Consider the following 16501-nt stretch of genomic DNA (forward strand, 5'->3'; position numbering starts at 1 on the left):
ATTCGATCTCACCCGTGAAAGCACAGCTGCGCGAACTGGTTCTGCAGGCGATCAAGTCTTTGCAAAACGACACCATCCTGCCCGCGGACTTGGCCTTGCCCGGTTTTGTGATCGAGCGTGCGCGCAGCCGCGAGCACGGCGATTTCGCCTGCAATATCGCCATGCTGCTGGCCAAGCCGGCGCGGGCCAAGCCGCGTGAGCTGGCCGAAAAGCTGGTCGCCGCACTGCCCCCCAGCGCGCTGGTAGAGAAAGTCGAGATCGCCGGTCCCGGCTTCATCAATTTTTACCTGTCGCCCGGCGCTTATCACGCCGAGGTACGGCAGATCTTCGACCGCGGCGATGCCTACGGCCGCAGCGAAAGCGGCGTCGGCAAGACGGTCGGCGTGGAATTCGTGTCGGCCAACCCGACCGGCCCGCTGCACGTGGGTCACGGCCGCAATGCCGTTATCGGCGACTGCCTGAGCCGGCTGTTCGATGCCACCGGCTGGAACGTGAAGCGCGAGTTTTACTACAACGACGCCGGCGTGCAGATCGCCAACCTGGCTATTTCGGTGCAGGCGCGCGCGCGCGGCATCCTGCCGGACGACAGCGGCTGGCCGGAGAACGGCTACCGCGGCGACTACATCGCCGACGTGGCGCGCGCCTATCTGGATCGCGAGTCGGTCGTTGCCGATGGCGAAACCGTGGTGGGCGAGGGCGATGTCGACAATCTCGATGCGATCCGTCGTTTCGCCGTGGCCAGCCTGCGCCGCGAGCAGGATCTCGACCTGAAGGCGTTCGGCGTCGGCTTCGACGTGTATTTCCTGGAGTCGTCGCTCTACAGCGACGGCAAGGTCGAGGAAACCGTGAAGGGGCTGGTCGACCACGGCCACACCTACGAGAGCGAGGGCGCGCTGTGGCTGCGTACGACCGACTACGGTGACGACAAGGACCGCGTGATGCGCAAGTCCGACGGCACCTACACCTATTTCGTGCCGGACGTGGCTTACCACCTGAGCAAATGGCAGCGAGGCTACGAGAACGCCGTCACCGTGCTCGGCTCGGATCATCACGGCACGCTGGCACGGGTGAAAGCCGGCTTGCAGGCACTCGATGTCGGTATCCCCAAGGATTGGCCGCATTACGTGCTGTACCAGATGATCACCGTGATGCGCGGCGGCGAAGAAGTGAAAATTTCCAAACGTGCCGGCAGCTATCTCACCCTGCGCGACTTGATCGACGAAGCCGGGCGGGACGCCACTCGCTATTTTCTGATCGCACGCAAGACCGACTCGCAGCTGATTTTCGATATCGATCTGGCGCGTTCGCAGAGCAACGACAACCCGGTCTATTACATCCAGTACGCGCACGCCCGCGTGTGCAGCGTGCTGCGCCAGGCGCCTGAAAAGGGTTTCACTGTCGATCTGCAGCAGGGCCTCGCCCATCTGAAACGGCTCGACACCGAGCACGAGCAGATCCTGCTGACCGAGCTGTCGAAGTATCCGGAGCTGGTCGAGGCCGCGGCGGCGAATCTGGAACCGCATATTCTCGCCGCGTGGCTGCGCGAGCTGGCCAACGCGTTTCATACTTACTACAACTCGCACCAGTTCCTGGTCGACGACGACGCGCTGCGTAATGCGCGACTTGCGCTGGTGGTAGCCACCCGGCAAGTCCTGAAGAATGGTCTGGGTTTGTTGGGCCTGAGCGCCCCGGAGAGCATGTAATGGCACCACGCAAGGGCAAAGGCCGGCAGGCCGTGCGTAACAACAGCGGCGGTTTTCCCGGCTGGGGTTACGCCGTCATCGGCATTCTGGTCGGCGCGATCATGATGGCGGTGGTCATGCGCGGCTCGCTGTTCGACAGTCTGCATAAACCCGACGGCCCGCAGGCCAACCCGCAGGCCACCGCCGAAAGCGGCAGCGATCCGGGCGTAGCGCAGCCACCGCCGGCCGAATCGGCGCCGAAGAAACCGCAGTTCGATTTCTATTCCGTACTGTCGGAAAAAGAAGTGCGCATTCCCGATGCGGTGATCAGCGCACAGGCGCGCGCCGAACAGCAGAAGCAGGCGGCCGCCCAGCCGGTGGCAGCGCCGCCAACCGCTTCCACGCCGTCGACGCCGACCAACACTGCACCGCCGGCAGTCAAGGAGAGCATTACCGCGGCGCCGGCTGCGGCACCCGCGAGTCCTGCCGCTGGTAGCGGCTATCTGCTGCAGGTCGGCGCGTTCCCGAATCCGTCCGATGCGGAAACGCTGAAGGCGAAACTGGCGATGCAAGGATTCATAGCCTCGGTGCAATCCGTCAACGTGGGTGGGCAGGCCTATCACCGCGTGCGCCTGGGGCCGTTCCGCTCGGCGACCGACCTGGAGTCGACCAAGCAGCGGCTGGCCAGCGCCGGCATCAATGCGATTGCCTTGAAAGAAGGCAAGTAAGGCGCTTCGAACTAGGCGTGGCTTATGCCCAAACGGCATAAGCCACGCCTTTTTTATTTGGACGGCCAAAAGCACACAAAGCACGCAAACGGTTATGCTCGGCGTTCGTACCCGTCACGGATCGCGTCCATGAAACGTCTGCTATTGCTGCTTACCCTGCTGGTCGGTGCCCAGGTCGCTGCCGCCGAACTTCCTTACAACACCTCGGCCGATGCCAACGCGGATATCGCCCATGCGCTGGCGCAAGCCAAAGCCAAGCGCACGCCGGTGCTGTTGATCTTCGGCGCCAACTGGTGTGAAGACTGCCGCTCGCTGAACCGTGCGCTCAATACCGAAAAAAATGCGGCGCTGATCCATCAGCAGTTCCAGGTCGTGAAGATCGACGTGGGCAACTTCGACCACAACCTCGATATCACCAAGCGCTACGACGATCCGACCAAGAACGGCATTCCGGCGGCGGTGATCGTGTCGCCGGACGACAAGATTCTTTACTCGACCAAGGCCGGCGAGCTGTCCAACGCCCGCCGCATGAATGACGATGGCGTCTACGGTTTCTTCAAGCAGGCGATCGCCTCGTCGCAATCCAAGGCGAAATAAAGCCGCCGAAGATCGGCCAACGCAAAAGCCGGGCGGCGCGAACCGCTCAGCTTTTGCGCTTCAGGCGGATCAAGGCTGAAATGTCGTCATCGCCATAACCCTGGCTCATCAGCTCCGCGTAATCGGCAAGCGATTGCTTGATGACCCGCGTGTCGGTACCGGCCTGCTCGGCGATACCGCGCACGATGACCAAGTCCTTGTGCAGCAACGCCAACTTGAAGCCCACGCTGAATTCGTCGCGCAACATGGTCGCGCCGCGCTTTTCCAGAAACCAGTTGCCCGCCGCACCCGCGCCGAGCGTGGGGATCAGGCGCTCCGGATCGAGGCCCAGCGCCTCGCCCAAGGCAAGTCCGGAACACACGGCCTGCGCGATGCCGGCCACCAGTACCTGATTGACCGCCTTGGTCGCCTGACCCGCGCCGACCGCGCCGAGATGGGTCACCTTCAAGGCATAGGCCTCCAGCACGGCGCGCGCGCGCTCCAGCACGTCCGCTTCGCCGCCCACCATCACCGACAGCTTGCCGTTCTTCGCACCTTCCACCCCGCCAGACACCGGCGCATCGAGAAAGTGCGCGCCTACCTCGCCGAGCCGCAGCGCGGCGCGGCGCGCCGTGTCCGGCGCCACGGTGGAATGATCAATGACGATGGCACCGGGCTTCAGGTGCGGCGCCAACGCCTCGACCGTGGAAAGCACGTCGGCATCCGCCGTGACACACAGCGCGATCACGTCACACTGCGCCGCCAGTTCAGCCAGTGTCTCCGGTGCGCTCACGCCGAGTTTTTCCGCCAGTGCCGCTGCCTTCGCTTGCGTGCGATTGGCTACCGCGACCAGCAGGCCGCGTTCGTGAAGGTGGGTCGCCATTGGCGCACCCATTGCGCCCAAACCGATGAAACCTGTCTTGATACTCATATGTATTCCTTGCGGATAGTCGATTCTTGCCGCGGCAACACCGGTACAGCACTGGCGCACTCGCAAGAGTGCACCGAGTCGAGCGCAGCGGCTATTGCATATGCCAGCCGTGGGTCACCACGATGGATTGTCCGGTCAACGCCGCCGACGGAAACGTCGCCAAATAGAGCGCCGTCTGCGCGATGTCTTCAACGGTGGTGAATTCGCCGTCCACCGTATCCTTCAGCATCACGTCCTTGACCACGGCGTCCTCGCTGATGCCCAGCGCACGGGACTGCTCCGGAATCTGCCGCTCCACCAGCGGCGTGCGCACAAAGCCCGGGCAGATGACGTGCGAGCGCACGCCATGCGCGGCACCTTCCTTGGCCAACGTGCGTGCCAGTCCGAGCAGGCCGTGCTTGGCGGTGACGTAAGCCGACTTCAGCTTCGACGCTTCGTGCGAATGGACCGATCCCATGTAGATGACGATCCCGCCATGGCTACGCCCTTCGGCATTTTCCCGATACATGTACTGCAACGCGGCCTTGGTGGTGAGAAAGGCGCCGTCGAGATGAATGGCCAGCATCTTCTTCCAGTCGGCAAACGCGAACTGGTCGATCGGATTGACGATCTGCACGCCTGCGTTGGATATAAGGACGTCGAGACGTCCAAACGCGTTGATCACAGCTTCGGTGCCTGCGTTGACAGCCGCCTCGTCACTAACGTCCATCGCGACACCCATCGCCCGACCGCCGCTGGCATTGATCGCAGCGGCCACCGCGTCCGCTGCGCGCTGATCGATATCGGCGATCGCCACGCTGGCGCCGTGCTGGGCATACAGCTCGGCGATGGCCTTGCCGATACCGCTGGCGGCACCGGTGATCAACGCGACCTTGCCATCCAGACGTGCCATCAGTGATTCCTCGATTGATGTCGTAAAGCCATGATCGGGCGGAAAGGCTTCAGCGCCCTTCTTCGGCCAGATAGGTATACGCCGTAAGACCGCCGTCGAGCGTGGTGTAAAGCTGGTCGGCCAGTGTGCCGGTGACGCCAGCGGCAGCGATGCGATCACGATAGCTCTGCCGCAGCGCGGCCAGGTCGTAGCCGACGTAGTCGAGCATCAGATCAGTCGTATCACCGCTGCGCTTGTGCGCAAACACGTAGCCGTCGCCATCGACGCGCACGTTGACGGCATCGGTGTCGCCGAACAAGTTGTGGATGTCGCCCAACGTTTCCTGATAGGCACCCACCATGAAAATGCCGAGCCGGTAGCTCTCGCCTTCGTTCAGCGCATGCAGCGGCAGACTCACGTCGACGCCCTCGGCATCGACGTAATGATCGATGCGGCCGTCCGAATCGCAAGTCAGGTCGACGATCACGCCGCGGCGCGTGGGCCGTTCGTCGAGCCGGGCGATCGGTGCGATCGGAAAGATTTGTCCGATCGCCCAGATGTCCGGCACCGATTCGAACACCGAGAAATTGACGAAGTACTTGTCGACCAGCTTCTCGTCCAGCTCGTCCAGCGCCTGCCGGTGCGATCGCTCGGCGGGCAGCAGCCGCGTGCGCACAGCATTGGCGATGGCGTAGTACATCTCGTCCAGCCGCGCGCGATCGGTCAGCGTGAGCTGGCCCAGCGCATACAAGGTCTGGCCCTCGGCGAGGTGATGCTGGGCCTCGTGGAACAGCTCCAGCGGCGGACGGCGGTCGATCTCCTCGTGGGTTTCGCGCAAGCGCCGCAGCACCGCCGCCTCGGCCGCGTCCGGTGGCGGAATCGCGCCGGTCGGCACTTCTTCCACTTCGGTGACATTGACCACCATCACGGCATGGTGCGCAGTCATGGCGCGGCCCGCTTCGGTGAGGATGTGCGGCGCGCTCAGCCCTTCGGCTTCCACCGCCTCGGCCAGCGACTGCACGATCGTCGACGCGTACTGCTCGATCGAATAGTTGATCGAGTTGTGGCTGCGCGAGCGCGTGCCTTCGTAGTCCACACCGAGGCCGCCGCCGACGTCGACGATCTCCAGCGGCACACCCATGCGGGTCAGCTCGACGAAGTAACGCGTCGCCTCGCGCATGCCGTTGGCGATGTCGCGCACATTGGAAATCTGCGAACCCATGTGAAAGTGCTGCAGCTTCAGCGTGTGCTTAAGGCCGGCGGCATCGAGCCGCCGGGTCAGCGTGAGCACCTGATCGGGCGACAGGCCGAACTTGCCCTTGTCGCCACCGGTGTTCTGCCATTTACCGGCGCCGATGGAGGCCAGCCGCACGCGCACGCCGAGCAGGGGCTCGACGTCTAGCGCGCTGGCTTCGGCAAACACGTGCTCGAGCTCGGACAGCTTCTCGATCACGATGTGCACGCGCAGCCCCAGCTTCAGCCCGATCAACGCCAGACGCACATATTCGCGGTCCTTGTAGCCGTTGCAGATCACGATGGAACCGGGGCGCGCCATCGCCAGCACGGCCATCAGCTCGGGCTTGGAACCGGCCTCCAGGCCGAAACCATGCGTGCCCGCGGCCACCAGCTCGCCGGCCACACCGCGCTGCTGGTTGACCTTGATCGGGTAGATAGCCGTATAGCCGCCCGAATAATTCCATTCGCCGATCGCCTTGGCGAAGGCGTCCTGCAACTTGGACAGGCGATCGGCGAGAATGTCGGGAAAACGCACCAGCAGCGGCAGGCGCAGACCTTCGTCGCGCGCACGCGCCACGATGCCGGGCAAGGACAGGGCGGGACCCGTCGGGCCTCGCGGGCGAATGACGATGTCGCCGCCGGCATCCGCATCGACATAGCCATCACCCCAGTGCGCCATCGCGTAGGTGTCGCGGGCGACGTCGGTGCTCCAATCGGGTGTATTCCAATCGGATGTGTTCCACTGCTTCGCCATCGGCGAATCTCCTCAAGTGACCAGATCTGGACGGCCGCAGGCCCTGCATCAACGGCATGTAGCCCACGAATGCGTCGCAGCGGCGAGCCTTGACGGTATCGCCCGTTGGCCGGCCGCCGGCTCGCGGCGGCACGTCAGCGGGCACGAAGTTCGACCGGCCGGAAGCCTCGCACGCCGCGGGGCCGGTCGAACTTGCCGGCCGCGCGACGCGCTGCGCCGCCGACCGAACCGCTATTGTAATGGTCGCCTGTGACGATATGCGTATGGCCGTTGAACTGCGCCTTTGCGCCGCGCTTCTTTAGGATGCCGTTTCAGCAGTTACAATGGCCGGCCCCATTCTCCCTTGCACGTCAGGAACTCCCGCCATGTCGCAGCAGCACACGCCGAATGAAGTCCGCTGGTTCACCGAAGCCCACCAGGCCTCCGGCTCCTCCATCGGTTTTCGCACCGAGCAGCAGCTGCACGCCGAGAAAACGCCGTTCCAGACCATCGAGATCTACAAGACCACCGACTGGGGCAACCTGATGGTGATCGACGGCTGCGTCATGCTGACCACGCGCGACAATTTTCTCTACCACGAGATGATGACCCACCCGGCGCTGTTCACCCATGCGCGCGCCAAGCGCGTGGTGATCATCGGGGGCGGCGACTGCGGCACGCTACGCGAGGTGCTCAAGCACGAGGAAGTGGAAAAAGCCACGCAGGTGGAAATCGACGAGCGCGTGACGCGGCTGGCCGAGGAATATTTCCCTGAGCTGTGCGACAGCAACCACGATCCGCGCGCCGAGCTGCTGTTTATCGACGGCATCAAGTATATGGCCGACGCCGAGCCGGAATCGCTGGACCTGATCATCGTCGATTCGACCGATCCGGTCGGACCGGCCGAAGGCCTGTTCAATGCCGCTTTCTACACCAGCTGCTACAAGGCGCTGCGCCACGGCGGCATCCTGGTACAGCAGAGCGAATCGCCGCTGGTCCATCTGGACCTGATCAAATCGATGCGCTCGGCCATGCGCGCCTCGGGTTTCTCTGCCGTGCGCACGCTGCCGTTTCCGCAGCCGTGCTACCCCACCGGTTGGTGGAGCTGCACGATGGTGCGCAAGGGCGGCGACCTGTCCGGTTTCCGCGAACGCGGCGCGCTGAGCAAAAATTTCCCCACCCGCTACTACAACGCCGACATTCACAAGGCCGCGCTGGCGCAGCCGGAATTCATGCGCGAGGCGCTGGGCGAGTAATCCGGCCGGAGCCCTGTCTGCGGCGGAGCACGCCGCGCGTCGGGGGGTGGCCCGAGCGTCGGCTAGAACAGCTTGCTGCGTACCTTGGGCAGCAGCACCAGCAGCAGCGTAGCGATCGGCCCGAACAACAGCGACAGCAAGAACCACAGCAGGCCGCTGCGGTTCTTGCCCTGCGCCAGCGCCGCGTTGACCAGCGCCAGCGTGCCCCAGCCCGCAAACCACGGTGCGCCTGTAGCGAAGGTTAAATAATGATCCAATGCGTTCTCCCAACCAGTTCGGGCCCGTCGCGGTGGCGCGCCAGCTGCCCATGAGTTCCACAAGCCATGCATATGGAGAGTCCTATCCTAACAAGCATCGCGGCGGCTGCCCGTCCGCCGGGGTGATTGGATCAGCCCGGCTTAATCGGCGCAGGGTATGCTGACCGCTTTAATCTGTAGACGGAAACCGATGATGCGTGGACTGCACCGCCTTGCCCTGACCTGCGCCCTGTCGCTCGCCTTCGCGCCTGCATTTGCCGCCGACGCCGCCAAGCCCGCGGATCCCGCGGTCGCCGCACCCTCGCGCGACAAGGCGTTGCTGGCCTACCAGCATGATCTGGTCAGCGTACTGGCGCCACGCGCCGACGCCATGCCGCTGCTGGCCGCCGCCATCCTGTCGCGGCCCTTGACCGACCTGCCCAAGTTCAACAATTTCCACGGGCTGATCGACCGCGCGGCGCAGGCCGATGGCGCCGCCGATATCGCGGCGGCCATCAGCTGGACGCGGCTGGCCGATTGCGACAGCAAGGCAGATGCCTGCCCCAATACATCGGCGCTCGAACAGCTCACCACGCAGGCGCCGGACAACGCCGCCGTGTGGCTGCTCAAGATCGGCGAAGACACCCGCAATATGAAGCAGGACGCGGCGCGCGCCGATCTGGCCAAGGCGGCCAACGCCAAGCTGTATGAGGATTACGCCGGCACCAGCCTGAAGGCGCTGGCCAACTCGGTGGGCATACTGCCGCCGCCGGCCGATACGTACGACAGCGCCAACGCCAGCGGTGCGGCCGGGGTGCAGGTCGTGCTCGTCTACGGCCTGGCCAACGCGCAGCCGCAGCCCGTGCTGCAGGTGACCGCCAAGCTGTGCGAGAGCGCCGCCGGCGATGCATCCATCAAGGCCGACTGTCTGAAACTGGGCAAGGTGCTCGAGTGGGGTTCCAGCCCGCTGGGTCGTTCGCTCGGGCTGCATCTGCGCGAAGTGCTGGCCGACGATCCGGCGCAGCAGGAAGATGCCAAGCACGCGCGCCTGAGCCTGATCTGGCAGGTGCAGAGCTTCAGCCGTCTGCTCGGTCGCGCGCAGAATGACGCCGCTGTCGCGCAGCATCTGGTGACCATCGCCCGCCGCGGCGGCACCGAAATGAGCTTGCTGCTGACCGCCCTGCGCGACAACAACATCCCGACCGAAGCGCCGGCCGACTGGAAGCCGCCGTCCGCGTCACAGCCGCAGGGCTGATCTCGTCGCAGCGCAGCTTTGCGCCGCATCCGCAGCCGTGTAGGCTTGGGCCACCTTCCGCGGCAGGGGTGAGTCGATGCTTACGACGCTGGTGGCAAGCAGCAAAGGTGGATGCGGCAAGAGCACGCTGGTAACCCAGCTGGCCTCGCACTGGGCGCAGGCGGGTCAGCATACCGCCATCATCGATGCCGACCGCCAGGGCTCCAGCTTTCGTTGGGCGGCCCTGCGGCCGGACAATGTACCCGGCGTACTGGCGCTCGAAGGCGGCAAGAAAGCCCTGCAGAAGGTGCCTGCCGACACGCAGCAGCTGTTGATCGACACACCGGCCGGCGTGGGTGAACGCGAGCTTGAGCCCTACATCGAATCGGCCGACGTGCTGCTGGTGCCGGTACTGCCGTCCTCGTTCGATCTGCACGCCACGCTCGGTTTCATCGAAGAGCTGCAGAAGATCAACCGCATTCGCCGCGGCAAACTGCCAGTCGCGCTGGTCGCCAACCGGCTCAAGCCATGGACCCATGCCAGCCAAGACGCGGTCGCCCAGCTCGCCGAGCAATCTCCCTTTCCGATCGCCGCACAGCTGCGCGACAGTCAGGCCTATGTGCTGCTGAGCGCGCTGGGCAAGGGCATCTTCGATTACCAGTCCGAGCAGGTGCGCAACCACCAGCAGGATTGGAAAGCCCTGCTGCGCTGGATCAAGCGCCAGCAGTGAAAGTCCATCCAGCAATCTCGCCTTCCGCTGCCTGCATCGATACTCGGGGCAGCTCGCGCGCTATCACCTGACGGAGTCCACCATGCAAGAACTCATTCTGCTGCGACATGCCGAGGCCGTACCCATAGACAAGGCCGGTGACGACCAGCAACGCTCGCTCAGCGCGCGCGGCGAACAGGAAGCCCAGGCCGCCGGGCGCTGGCTGGCTGGACACGGCGCCCACCCCGACCGCGTGCTGTGTTCGCCCAGCCGCCGCACCGACGAAACCGCCCGGCTTGCACTGGCCGCCATCAATAACGCGCCCGCACCGCAGCTGGCCAGCGAAATCTATGACGCCTCTCCCGGCGAACTGCTGGCCCTGCTGGACCAGCACGGCGACGCCGACACCGTGATGCTGGTGGGCCACAACCCAGGCATCGAACGGCTGGTGGCGCTGCTGGTCGAGGGCCGCTCCGACGAATACCGCGGCATGCCGCCGGGCGCTCTGGCCGTGCTGCATCTGAATGGCGCGCTGGAGCCGGGCAACGCCAGGCTGGATGCTTTCTGGTCGCCGTGACTCAGCCTGTTGCCACCGCGTCGCTGCTGGCGTCGCTGCTTTTCGCCGCGCTGGTGCTGGCAGCGCCGACGGCGCGCGCGATGGATTACCGCATCAACTCAGCCCGCTCGGACGCTGAGTTCGGCGTCCGACTGCTGTGGCTGAAAACCATCACCGGACGCTTCACCCAGATCGCCGGTGAGGTAAAGCTCGACGATCACGGCCTGGCCACGGTCGATGCCCGCATCACCGCCAGCAGCATCCAGATGGCCTCCGACCGGCTGCGCCGCTGGGTGATGGCGCCGGATTTTTTCGACGCCCTGCAGTACCCCACGATCCGTTTTCTGTCGCAGCCGATCACCTTCAGCATGCTTACCACTGGCGGCGTGCTGCAGGGCCAGCTGACCCTGCGCGGCGTCACCCAGCCGATGCGCTTTGAACTGCTGCCCGCCCATTGCACGCCAAGCGTACGGCAGACCTGCCTGATCGAAGCGCGTGGTTCGCTGTCGCGCACCGCCTTCGGCATGGCCTCGCATCGAACCGCGCTCTCTGACCAGGTGCAGTTGGGCCTGCTGATCGCGCTGGAACATACGCCGAACTGACACCGACAACCCGTATCATGCGGGCACATGTCTCCGCGCTCGATCTTTCTCCCGGCTCTGTTCGCTGCAGCCCTGCTGCAGGGCTGTGTCGCGTCGAAAACGCAGATCCGCCGTGCCGATGCGGTCGTCGCCGCCACCGTCGACACGCGCACGAGCTGCGATCGTCCGGACCATTGCGCCGCGGCGTCGCCGCTGCTGGACGCCGCGACCGATGCCGTCGCCGCATCCACACTGCAGCGGCCCGTGCATATCGTCAGCCTGCTCAACGACAGCGAGGCCGCCATGGTGGCGCGGCTCAGCCTGATCCGCGGCGCCCGCCACTCGATCGACGTGCAGACGTATATCTGGGAGCAGGACGATGTCGGCCAGCTGGTGCTCGACGAGCTGGTACAGGCGGCGCGGCGCGGCGTGCAGGTGCGCATACTGGCCGATCAGCTTTCCTCGTTCGACGACATGGCCGTGCTCAACCGGCTGGCGCGGGTCAGCCCCCATTTGCAGGTGCGGCTGTACAACCCGACATTCCACGACGCGCATACCTCGCCGCTGCAATGGGCTGCGGGTATCGCCTGCTGCTTCTTCAAGTTCAACCAGCGCATGCACAACAAGGTGCTGCTGGTCGACGACAGCGCCGGCATTACCGGCGGGCGCAATTACGAAAATCGCTACTTCGACTGGGACGACGACTTCGACTACGTCGACCGCGACGTACTGGTCGGTGGACCGGCCGCCAAGGCCATGGCCGACAGTTTCTTGCTGTTCTGGAACCATCGCCGCTCGGTGCCGTTGACCCATCTGCGCGACGTCAATCGCTATATCGTGGCGCATCCGGCTGCGCCGGAGTGGCCCGCGCCGACCTTCGCGCATCCGCAACGCGCCTATCGAGCCCAGCAGGAAGCCAGTGATCCCGACTGGCTGCGTGCGCACGTGCTGGCCGACAGTATCCGCACCGGCAACGTGGAATTCTTCAGCGATATGCCGGCCAAGACCGACAAGCCGAACAAGAAGAGCGCGCGCGAGTTCACCCGCCACGTGATGCAAATGGTGGCCAGCGCCAAAAGCGAAGTGGTTCTGCAGACGCCGTACTTGGTGATGAGCCGCCGCGCGCGCAAGATTTTCGACAAACTGCACCAGCAGACGCCGCCTCCACGCATTATTGTCGCGACCAACTCACTGGCCTCGACCGACGCCTTCGCGGTGTATGCGCTCTCCTACAAACACCGCAAACGCTATCTGAAAGACTACGGTTTCGAGATCTACGAGCTGAAGCCGCACGCGCCGGGGCCGGCCGAAGCCAATGCCTATGCCAGCATGGAATCGACCAGTGAAAGTGCGCCGCCGATGGACAGCGGCGAAACGACCGGCGGCACCGGCACCGCCAATGCCGATGGCCAGACCGGCAGCGAAGGCGCTCCCAGAGACGGCGGCGGCAAAAGCAAAAGCAACGAAGCCTCGCGCCATTTTGTGGACACTGAGAACCGCGGACTGCTGGGCAGCCATGGCAGCAGCCGGCGTCCGGCCCCGCTGATCAGCGGCGGCCGCCGCTTTGGCCTGCATGCCAAGTCGATCGTGATCGACGACGGCATCGCCATGGTCGGCTCGCACAATTTCGACCCGCGCTCGGATCACTACAATACCGAGGCCGGCGTGATCATCTACGACCAGCGTTTCGCCACGCAGCTGCGCCAGAGCATTCTGCGCGACACGCAGCCGGAGAACGCATGGGTCATCGGGCCGCGGCGCACGGGCGTACCGGTACTGACAGATATCAACAACGCCATCGGCAGCGTCTCCGAACAGCTGCCGCTGTTCGACCTGTGGCCGTTCCGCTACGCGACCAGCTATCAGCTCAAGCCTGGCTGCCAGCCGATGCGCGTCAGCGACCCGGGCTTCTTCGCCTGCTACGAGCCGGTGGGCGATTTCCCCGACGTGGCGGTCTCGCCGAAGATGTTCTTCACCCTGATCATTACCGCGTTCGGCGCCGGCGTGTCGGGCATCCTCTAGGCGCCTGTTCACGATCTGCCCGTGCCTCGCGTCCGCGCGGTTCAACGCAGGTGCGAGGAAAAGCGCATCGGCAAGTCTGCACTCAGACCATCGGGATGATCCGGCGGCACGGCAAAACGCCAGCCGCGGACGCTGCGCAGGGCGTGCGCATCGAGCACTGTATCCCCGCTCGACTCGATCACGCTGGCCGCCGTGACGCGGCCGCTGCCATCGATGCTGATGTGCATGATCACACGGCCGTCCAGATGACCACGCAGCCTGTCGTAGGCCACATCGCGATTCACCGGCATGTCCAGCGGCACCAGCTCCGGCGGCAGCGCGGCAGGCGCTTCGGTGCTTTGGCCGGCGATATGGCTATCGATCGGCGGCTGCCGCGGCCGATGGCTTCGTATCGATAGCGGTGCCGGCGGGTGTGAGGTCGCTGGCCGTGCAGCGGCGAAATGATTGGAGGAGCCATGCCGCTTCAGCGGCATGGCCAGCGGTTCGTCGGCGCTGCGCTGACTGAGCCAGTGCGTGCCGGCCACACCGACCGCCAGTGCCAGCAGGCTAAGGACGACAGTGGTGCGCAGGCGCAACATGGGGTGGGCCGCTTACGGCCGTTCGAGTATCGCCGTGACGCCCATGCCGCCGGCGGTGCAGATCGAAATCAAACCGCGGCCGCTGCCTTTGCGTTCGAGCAGCTTGGCCAACGTCGCCACCACGCGCGCGCCCGTCGCGGCGAATGGATGACCGACGGCGAGGCTGGAACCGTGCACATTGAGCTTGGCCGGATCGATGCTGCCCAACGGCGCGTCGAGCCCGAGTCGATTCTTGCAGTAGTCGGCGCTTTCCCACGCGCGCAGCGTACACAGCACCTGCGCGGCGAAGGCCTCGTGGATTTCGTAGTAATCGAAATCCTGCAGAGTCAGGCCGTGGCGCGCCAGCATGCGCGGTACCGCGACGGTCGGCGCCATCAGCAGGCCTTCGCCGTGGACGAAATCCACCGCGGAAACTTCCGCGTCCAGTAAATAGGCCTGAATGCTGAGGCCGCGTTTGGCCGCCCACTCGTCGCTGCCCAACAGCACGACCGCGGCGCCGTCGGAGAGGCCGGTGGAATTGGCCGCGGTCAGTGTGCCCTGGCCCGAGGTCTTGTCGAACGCCGGCTTGAGCGACGCCAGCTTCTCCATGGTCGAGTCGGGGCGCAGGAAACCGTCGCGCTTGAGCCCGCGGAACGGCACCAGCAGATCGTCGAAGAAGCCCGACTCGTACGCGGCGGCCAGCTTGCGGTGGCTGTCCAGCGCCAGCTGATCCTGCTCGACCCGGCCGATATGCCATTCCTTGGCCATCAGCTCGCAGTGATCGCCCATCGATTTACCGGTCCGCGGCTCGGCCACGCCGGGGAAGGAAGGCTTCAATTCGCTCAGCGAGAATCCACGGGTCGCCGCCTTGAACTTGTCCATCGGCGTCTTGGCGCGATTGACGGCCAGCAGCCGCTTGCGCAGCCGCGCGCCATACACGATGGGAACGTCGCTGGTGGTATCCGAACCGCCGGCGATGCCGGCTTCGATCTGGCCGGCGGCGATCTTGTTGGCGATGATGATGGCATTGTCCAACGAGGTGCCGCAGGCCCGCGCCGTGGTAATGCCAGGCGTAGTCGGCGCCAGGCCGGAGCTCAGCAGCGCCTCGCGCGCCAGGTTCCATTCGGACGAATGCTTGATCACCGCGCCCATCGCCACTTCGCCGAGCTCCACACCGTGCAGCCCGAACCGTTCAACCAGGGCTCCGAGCACCTTCACCGACATGCCGAAGTTGCCGACGTCGGCGTAGGCGGTGTTGTTGCGGCAGAACGGGATGCGGACACCGCCGATCACCCCCACGCGTTTTTGCGTTTTTTCCATGGTCAGAACAGTCCGGAACTCAAGTCCTCCAAGGCTAACCCGCGATGCCGTGCGGCGAAAGCCCAAAACGCTGAATGGTACGATTCGCCTCTTGTTCGTACGTTTTGGAGCTGCTTTCGTGGAAGCGCAAACGCTGCTCGCCCTGCCGGTGGTACTGGCACTGGAACTGGCCGAAGGCCAGCCGGTGCCGCGCCTGACCTTTAACCGCGACGAAGCGGCGGAGCTGGCGCAGTTCGTGGCGGCCGATCTGCACGCGCTGGTGCCGCCGGTTAACCGGGCGCGGCTGGCACTGGCCGGCGCGCTATTCGATCAGGTCGAACTGCTGCGGCCGGGCTTTCCGGTGTGGGCGACGCTGGACGAACTGGCCCGGCGCGTGCCGCGCGGACATATCGAGAATGTGGTCGCCTTCGGCAGCCACGATGGCCATATGCCGGCGCAGCCGCTGGAACCATCACCGACGTTTGCCGACGGCCCGATGCGCCTGCTGCCACTGAGCCTGCTGGCGCCCGAGACGCTGGCCGAGGAGCTGTCGGAACAGCTGGAAGTGCAGCTGGTCGGCCGCGGCGAAGCCGGAATGCTGACCGCCGACTGGTTGATGCGTACGCTCGGCATCCGGCTGGAGCACGTGCGCTATCTCAGCCGCAACGACCTCCTGGCGCTGACCTGCGTGCAGTACGAACACGTCAACCTTGCAGCGCTGTGGTCCTTGCTGGAAGCCGCGCTGCTGACGCCGTACCGCGAAGAGTCCGCGATAACCGCGCGTGGCCTGGCGCTGCAGTATGCCGAAGGCAAGGTGTTCGCTCAGTCGCCGTCGCAGTGGCTGATCGAGCAGCCGACCAAGGACAACGACGACCACGCTGCGCGCCGCCACGCGCTCGCCGGCATCGTCTTCGAGTTGCGCCAATACGCCGCGCTGCTCGACGCCCATCGGCTGCCGCTGCGGCTGCGCCCAAGCGCCGACCGCACTGTCGAAGCCGGTGCCGGTTATCTGCTCGAAACGCTGGCGGCGGTGGACGATACAAGCGAACCGCCGACACTGTTCGCGCACGAGGCGCCCGGCCTGGGCGTGGTCGCCCTCACCGTGGTGCAGCGCGGTGAGGGCGGCCGCGCCCGCGCACTGGCGCACGCTTATCCGCTGCAGCCGCAGGCGCTGAACCCGTTGTTGAACCTACTGGCCGAGCGCTACGGCACCACGGCGGAGCAGCGCGCCCACGGGCCGATCACGCTCGATCCGCGGGGCGCCCTGAGCGCGCCGGCCACGACCCTCCACTGA

At 65.2% G+C, this 16501-nt stretch carries 16 protein-coding genes; 10 read left to right on the forward strand and 6 right to left on the reverse strand.

Translation table 11 applies throughout. The features are described from left to right. Positions 1 to 14 precede the first annotated feature (14 nt). The 3 genes from argS to HDE78_RS17850 all read left to right on the forward strand — a co-directional run bounded on the left by argS (position 15) and on the right by HDE78_RS17850 (position 3007). On the forward strand, positions 15 to 1703 hold the full coding sequence (argS, locus tag HDE78_RS17840; RefSeq protein WP_179481997.1) for an arginine--tRNA ligase: 1689 nt from the start codon (positions 15 to 17) through the stop codon (positions 1701 to 1703). Next, the gene (locus tag HDE78_RS17845) at positions 1703 to 2410 is read left to right on the forward strand and encodes an SPOR domain-containing protein (protein WP_179481998.1); all 708 of its coding nucleotides are present in this window, start codon (positions 1703 to 1705) and stop codon (positions 2408 to 2410) included. The genes argS and HDE78_RS17845 overlap by 1 nt, the downstream gene beginning before the upstream one ends. 129 nt (positions 2411 to 2539) lie before the next feature. Beyond that, positions 2540 to 3007 (forward strand): thioredoxin family protein, encoded by a 468-nt coding sequence (locus HDE78_RS17850; protein ID WP_179482000.1) that lies wholly within the window; start codon positions 2540 to 2542, stop codon positions 3005 to 3007. Between the two features lie 46 nt (positions 3008 to 3053). Here the strand turns inward: HDE78_RS17850 and HDE78_RS17855 are convergent, their stop codons facing one another. The 3 genes from HDE78_RS17855 to speA all read right to left on the reverse strand — a co-directional run bounded on the left by HDE78_RS17855 (position 3054) and on the right by speA (position 6778). Next, positions 3054 to 3917, reverse strand: coding sequence for an NAD(P)-dependent oxidoreductase (locus HDE78_RS17855; protein ID WP_179482002.1), 864 nt, complete (start codon positions 3915 to 3917; stop codon positions 3054 to 3056). Between the two features lie 91 nt (positions 3918 to 4008). Next, entirely contained in the window at positions 4009 to 4809 is an 801-nt protein-coding gene (locus HDE78_RS17860; RefSeq protein ID WP_179482004.1) for a 3-hydroxybutyrate dehydrogenase, read from the reverse strand. 49 nt (positions 4810 to 4858) lie between these two features. Further along, positions 4859 to 6778: an arginine decarboxylase gene (speA, locus tag HDE78_RS17865; protein ID WP_179482006.1), complete on the reverse strand. Its 1920-nt coding sequence runs from the start codon at positions 6776 to 6778 to the stop codon at positions 4859 to 4861. Positions 6779 to 7143: 365 nt separating this feature from the next. On the opposite strand from speA, the gene speE reads away from it, so the two are divergent. After that, positions 7144 to 8013: a polyamine aminopropyltransferase gene (gene speE, locus HDE78_RS17870; protein WP_179482008.1), complete on the forward strand. Its 870-nt coding sequence runs from the start codon at positions 7144 to 7146 to the stop codon at positions 8011 to 8013. 62 nt (positions 8014 to 8075) lie between these two features. Here the strand turns inward: speE and HDE78_RS17875 are convergent, their stop codons facing one another. Beyond that, the gene (locus HDE78_RS17875; protein ID WP_179482010.1) at positions 8076 to 8270 is read right to left on the reverse strand and encodes an antitermination protein NusB; all 195 of its coding nucleotides are present in this window, start codon (positions 8268 to 8270) and stop codon (positions 8076 to 8078) included. 193 nt (positions 8271 to 8463) lie between these two features. On the opposite strand from HDE78_RS17875, the gene HDE78_RS17880 reads away from it, so the two are divergent. The 5 genes from HDE78_RS17880 (at position 8464) to HDE78_RS17900 (ending at position 13351) form a co-directional block, all read left to right on the forward strand. After that, positions 8464 to 9504 carry a hypothetical protein gene (locus HDE78_RS17880; RefSeq protein WP_345776082.1) on the forward strand — a complete coding sequence of 347 codons (1041 nt, stop codon included), beginning with the start codon at positions 8464 to 8466 and terminating at the stop codon, positions 9502 to 9504. A 76-nt stretch (positions 9505 to 9580) separates the two neighbouring features. Beyond that, positions 9581 to 10213, forward strand: a complete 633-nt coding sequence (locus HDE78_RS17885) for a ParA family protein (RefSeq protein ID WP_179482014.1) — start codon at positions 9581 to 9583, stop codon at positions 10211 to 10213. 82 nt (positions 10214 to 10295) lie between these two features. After that, positions 10296 to 10769, forward strand: a complete 474-nt coding sequence (locus HDE78_RS17890; protein WP_179482016.1) for a histidine phosphatase family protein — start codon at positions 10296 to 10298, stop codon at positions 10767 to 10769. Next, positions 10766 to 11350, forward strand: a complete 585-nt coding sequence (locus HDE78_RS17895) for a YceI family protein (RefSeq protein ID WP_179482018.1) — start codon at positions 10766 to 10768, stop codon at positions 11348 to 11350. Before HDE78_RS17890 ends, HDE78_RS17895 begins: the two co-directional genes overlap by 4 nt. Before the next feature lie 27 nt (positions 11351 to 11377). Then, the gene (locus HDE78_RS17900; RefSeq protein WP_179482020.1) at positions 11378 to 13351 is read left to right on the forward strand and encodes a phospholipase D family protein; all 1974 of its coding nucleotides are present in this window, start codon (positions 11378 to 11380) and stop codon (positions 13349 to 13351) included. Between the two features lie 41 nt (positions 13352 to 13392). On the opposite strand, the gene HDE78_RS17905 is transcribed toward HDE78_RS17900, so the two are convergent. Together HDE78_RS17905 and HDE78_RS17910 are read right to left on the reverse strand one after the other, a co-directional pair. Next, complete coding sequence (locus tag HDE78_RS17905; protein ID WP_179482022.1) at positions 13393 to 13929, reverse strand: energy transducer TonB; 537 nt, start codon at positions 13927 to 13929, stop codon at positions 13393 to 13395. A 12-nt stretch (positions 13930 to 13941) separates the two neighbouring features. Next, the gene (locus tag HDE78_RS17910; protein WP_179482023.1) at positions 13942 to 15228 is read right to left on the reverse strand and encodes an acetyl-CoA C-acetyltransferase; all 1287 of its coding nucleotides are present in this window, start codon (positions 15226 to 15228) and stop codon (positions 13942 to 13944) included. Between the two features lie 118 nt (positions 15229 to 15346). Between HDE78_RS17910 and HDE78_RS17915 the strand changes: the two genes are divergently transcribed. After that, a complete protein-coding gene (locus tag HDE78_RS17915) occupies positions 15347 to 16501 on the forward strand; it encodes a hypothetical protein (protein ID WP_179482025.1) in 1155 nt (384 codons plus the stop codon).

The sequence above is a fragment of the Rhodanobacter sp. K2T2 genome (assembly GCF_013408815.1).
Taxonomy (GTDB): Bacteria; Pseudomonadota; Gammaproteobacteria; order Xanthomonadales; family Rhodanobacteraceae; genus Rhodanobacter.

Coding starts and splice junctions, on each gene's coding strand:
- HDE78_RS17845 (WP_179481998.1), top strand. CDS start 1,703: ATGGCACCACGCAAGGGCAAAGGCCGGCAGGCCGTGCGTAACAACAGC.
- HDE78_RS17850 (WP_179482000.1), top strand. CDS start 2,540: ATGAAACGTCTGCTATTGCTGCTTACCCTGCTGGTCGGTGCCCAGGTC.
- HDE78_RS17855 (WP_179482002.1), bottom strand. CDS start 3,917: ATGAGTATCAAGACAGGTTTCATCGGTTTGGGCGCAATGGGTGCGCCA.
- HDE78_RS17860 (WP_179482004.1), bottom strand. CDS start 4,809: ATGGCACGTCTGGATGGCAAGGTCGCGTTGATCACCGGTGCCGCCAGC.
- speA (WP_179482006.1), bottom strand. CDS start 6,778: ATGGCGAAGCAGTGGAACACATCCGATTGGAATACACCCGATTGGAGC.
- speE (WP_179482008.1), top strand. CDS start 7,144: ATGTCGCAGCAGCACACGCCGAATGAAGTCCGCTGGTTCACCGAAGCC.
- HDE78_RS17880 (WP_345776082.1), top strand. CDS start 8,464: ATGCGTGGACTGCACCGCCTTGCCCTGACCTGCGCCCTGTCGCTCGCC.
- HDE78_RS17885 (WP_179482014.1), top strand. CDS start 9,581: ATGCTTACGACGCTGGTGGCAAGCAGCAAAGGTGGATGCGGCAAGAGC.
- HDE78_RS17890 (WP_179482016.1), top strand. CDS start 10,296: ATGCAAGAACTCATTCTGCTGCGACATGCCGAGGCCGTACCCATAGAC.
- HDE78_RS17900 (WP_179482020.1), top strand. CDS start 11,378: ATGTCTCCGCGCTCGATCTTTCTCCCGGCTCTGTTCGCTGCAGCCCTG.
- HDE78_RS17905 (WP_179482022.1), bottom strand. CDS start 13,929: ATGTTGCGCCTGCGCACCACTGTCGTCCTTAGCCTGCTGGCACTGGCG.
- HDE78_RS17910 (WP_179482023.1), bottom strand. CDS start 15,228: ATGGAAAAAACGCAAAAACGCGTGGGGGTGATCGGCGGTGTCCGCATC.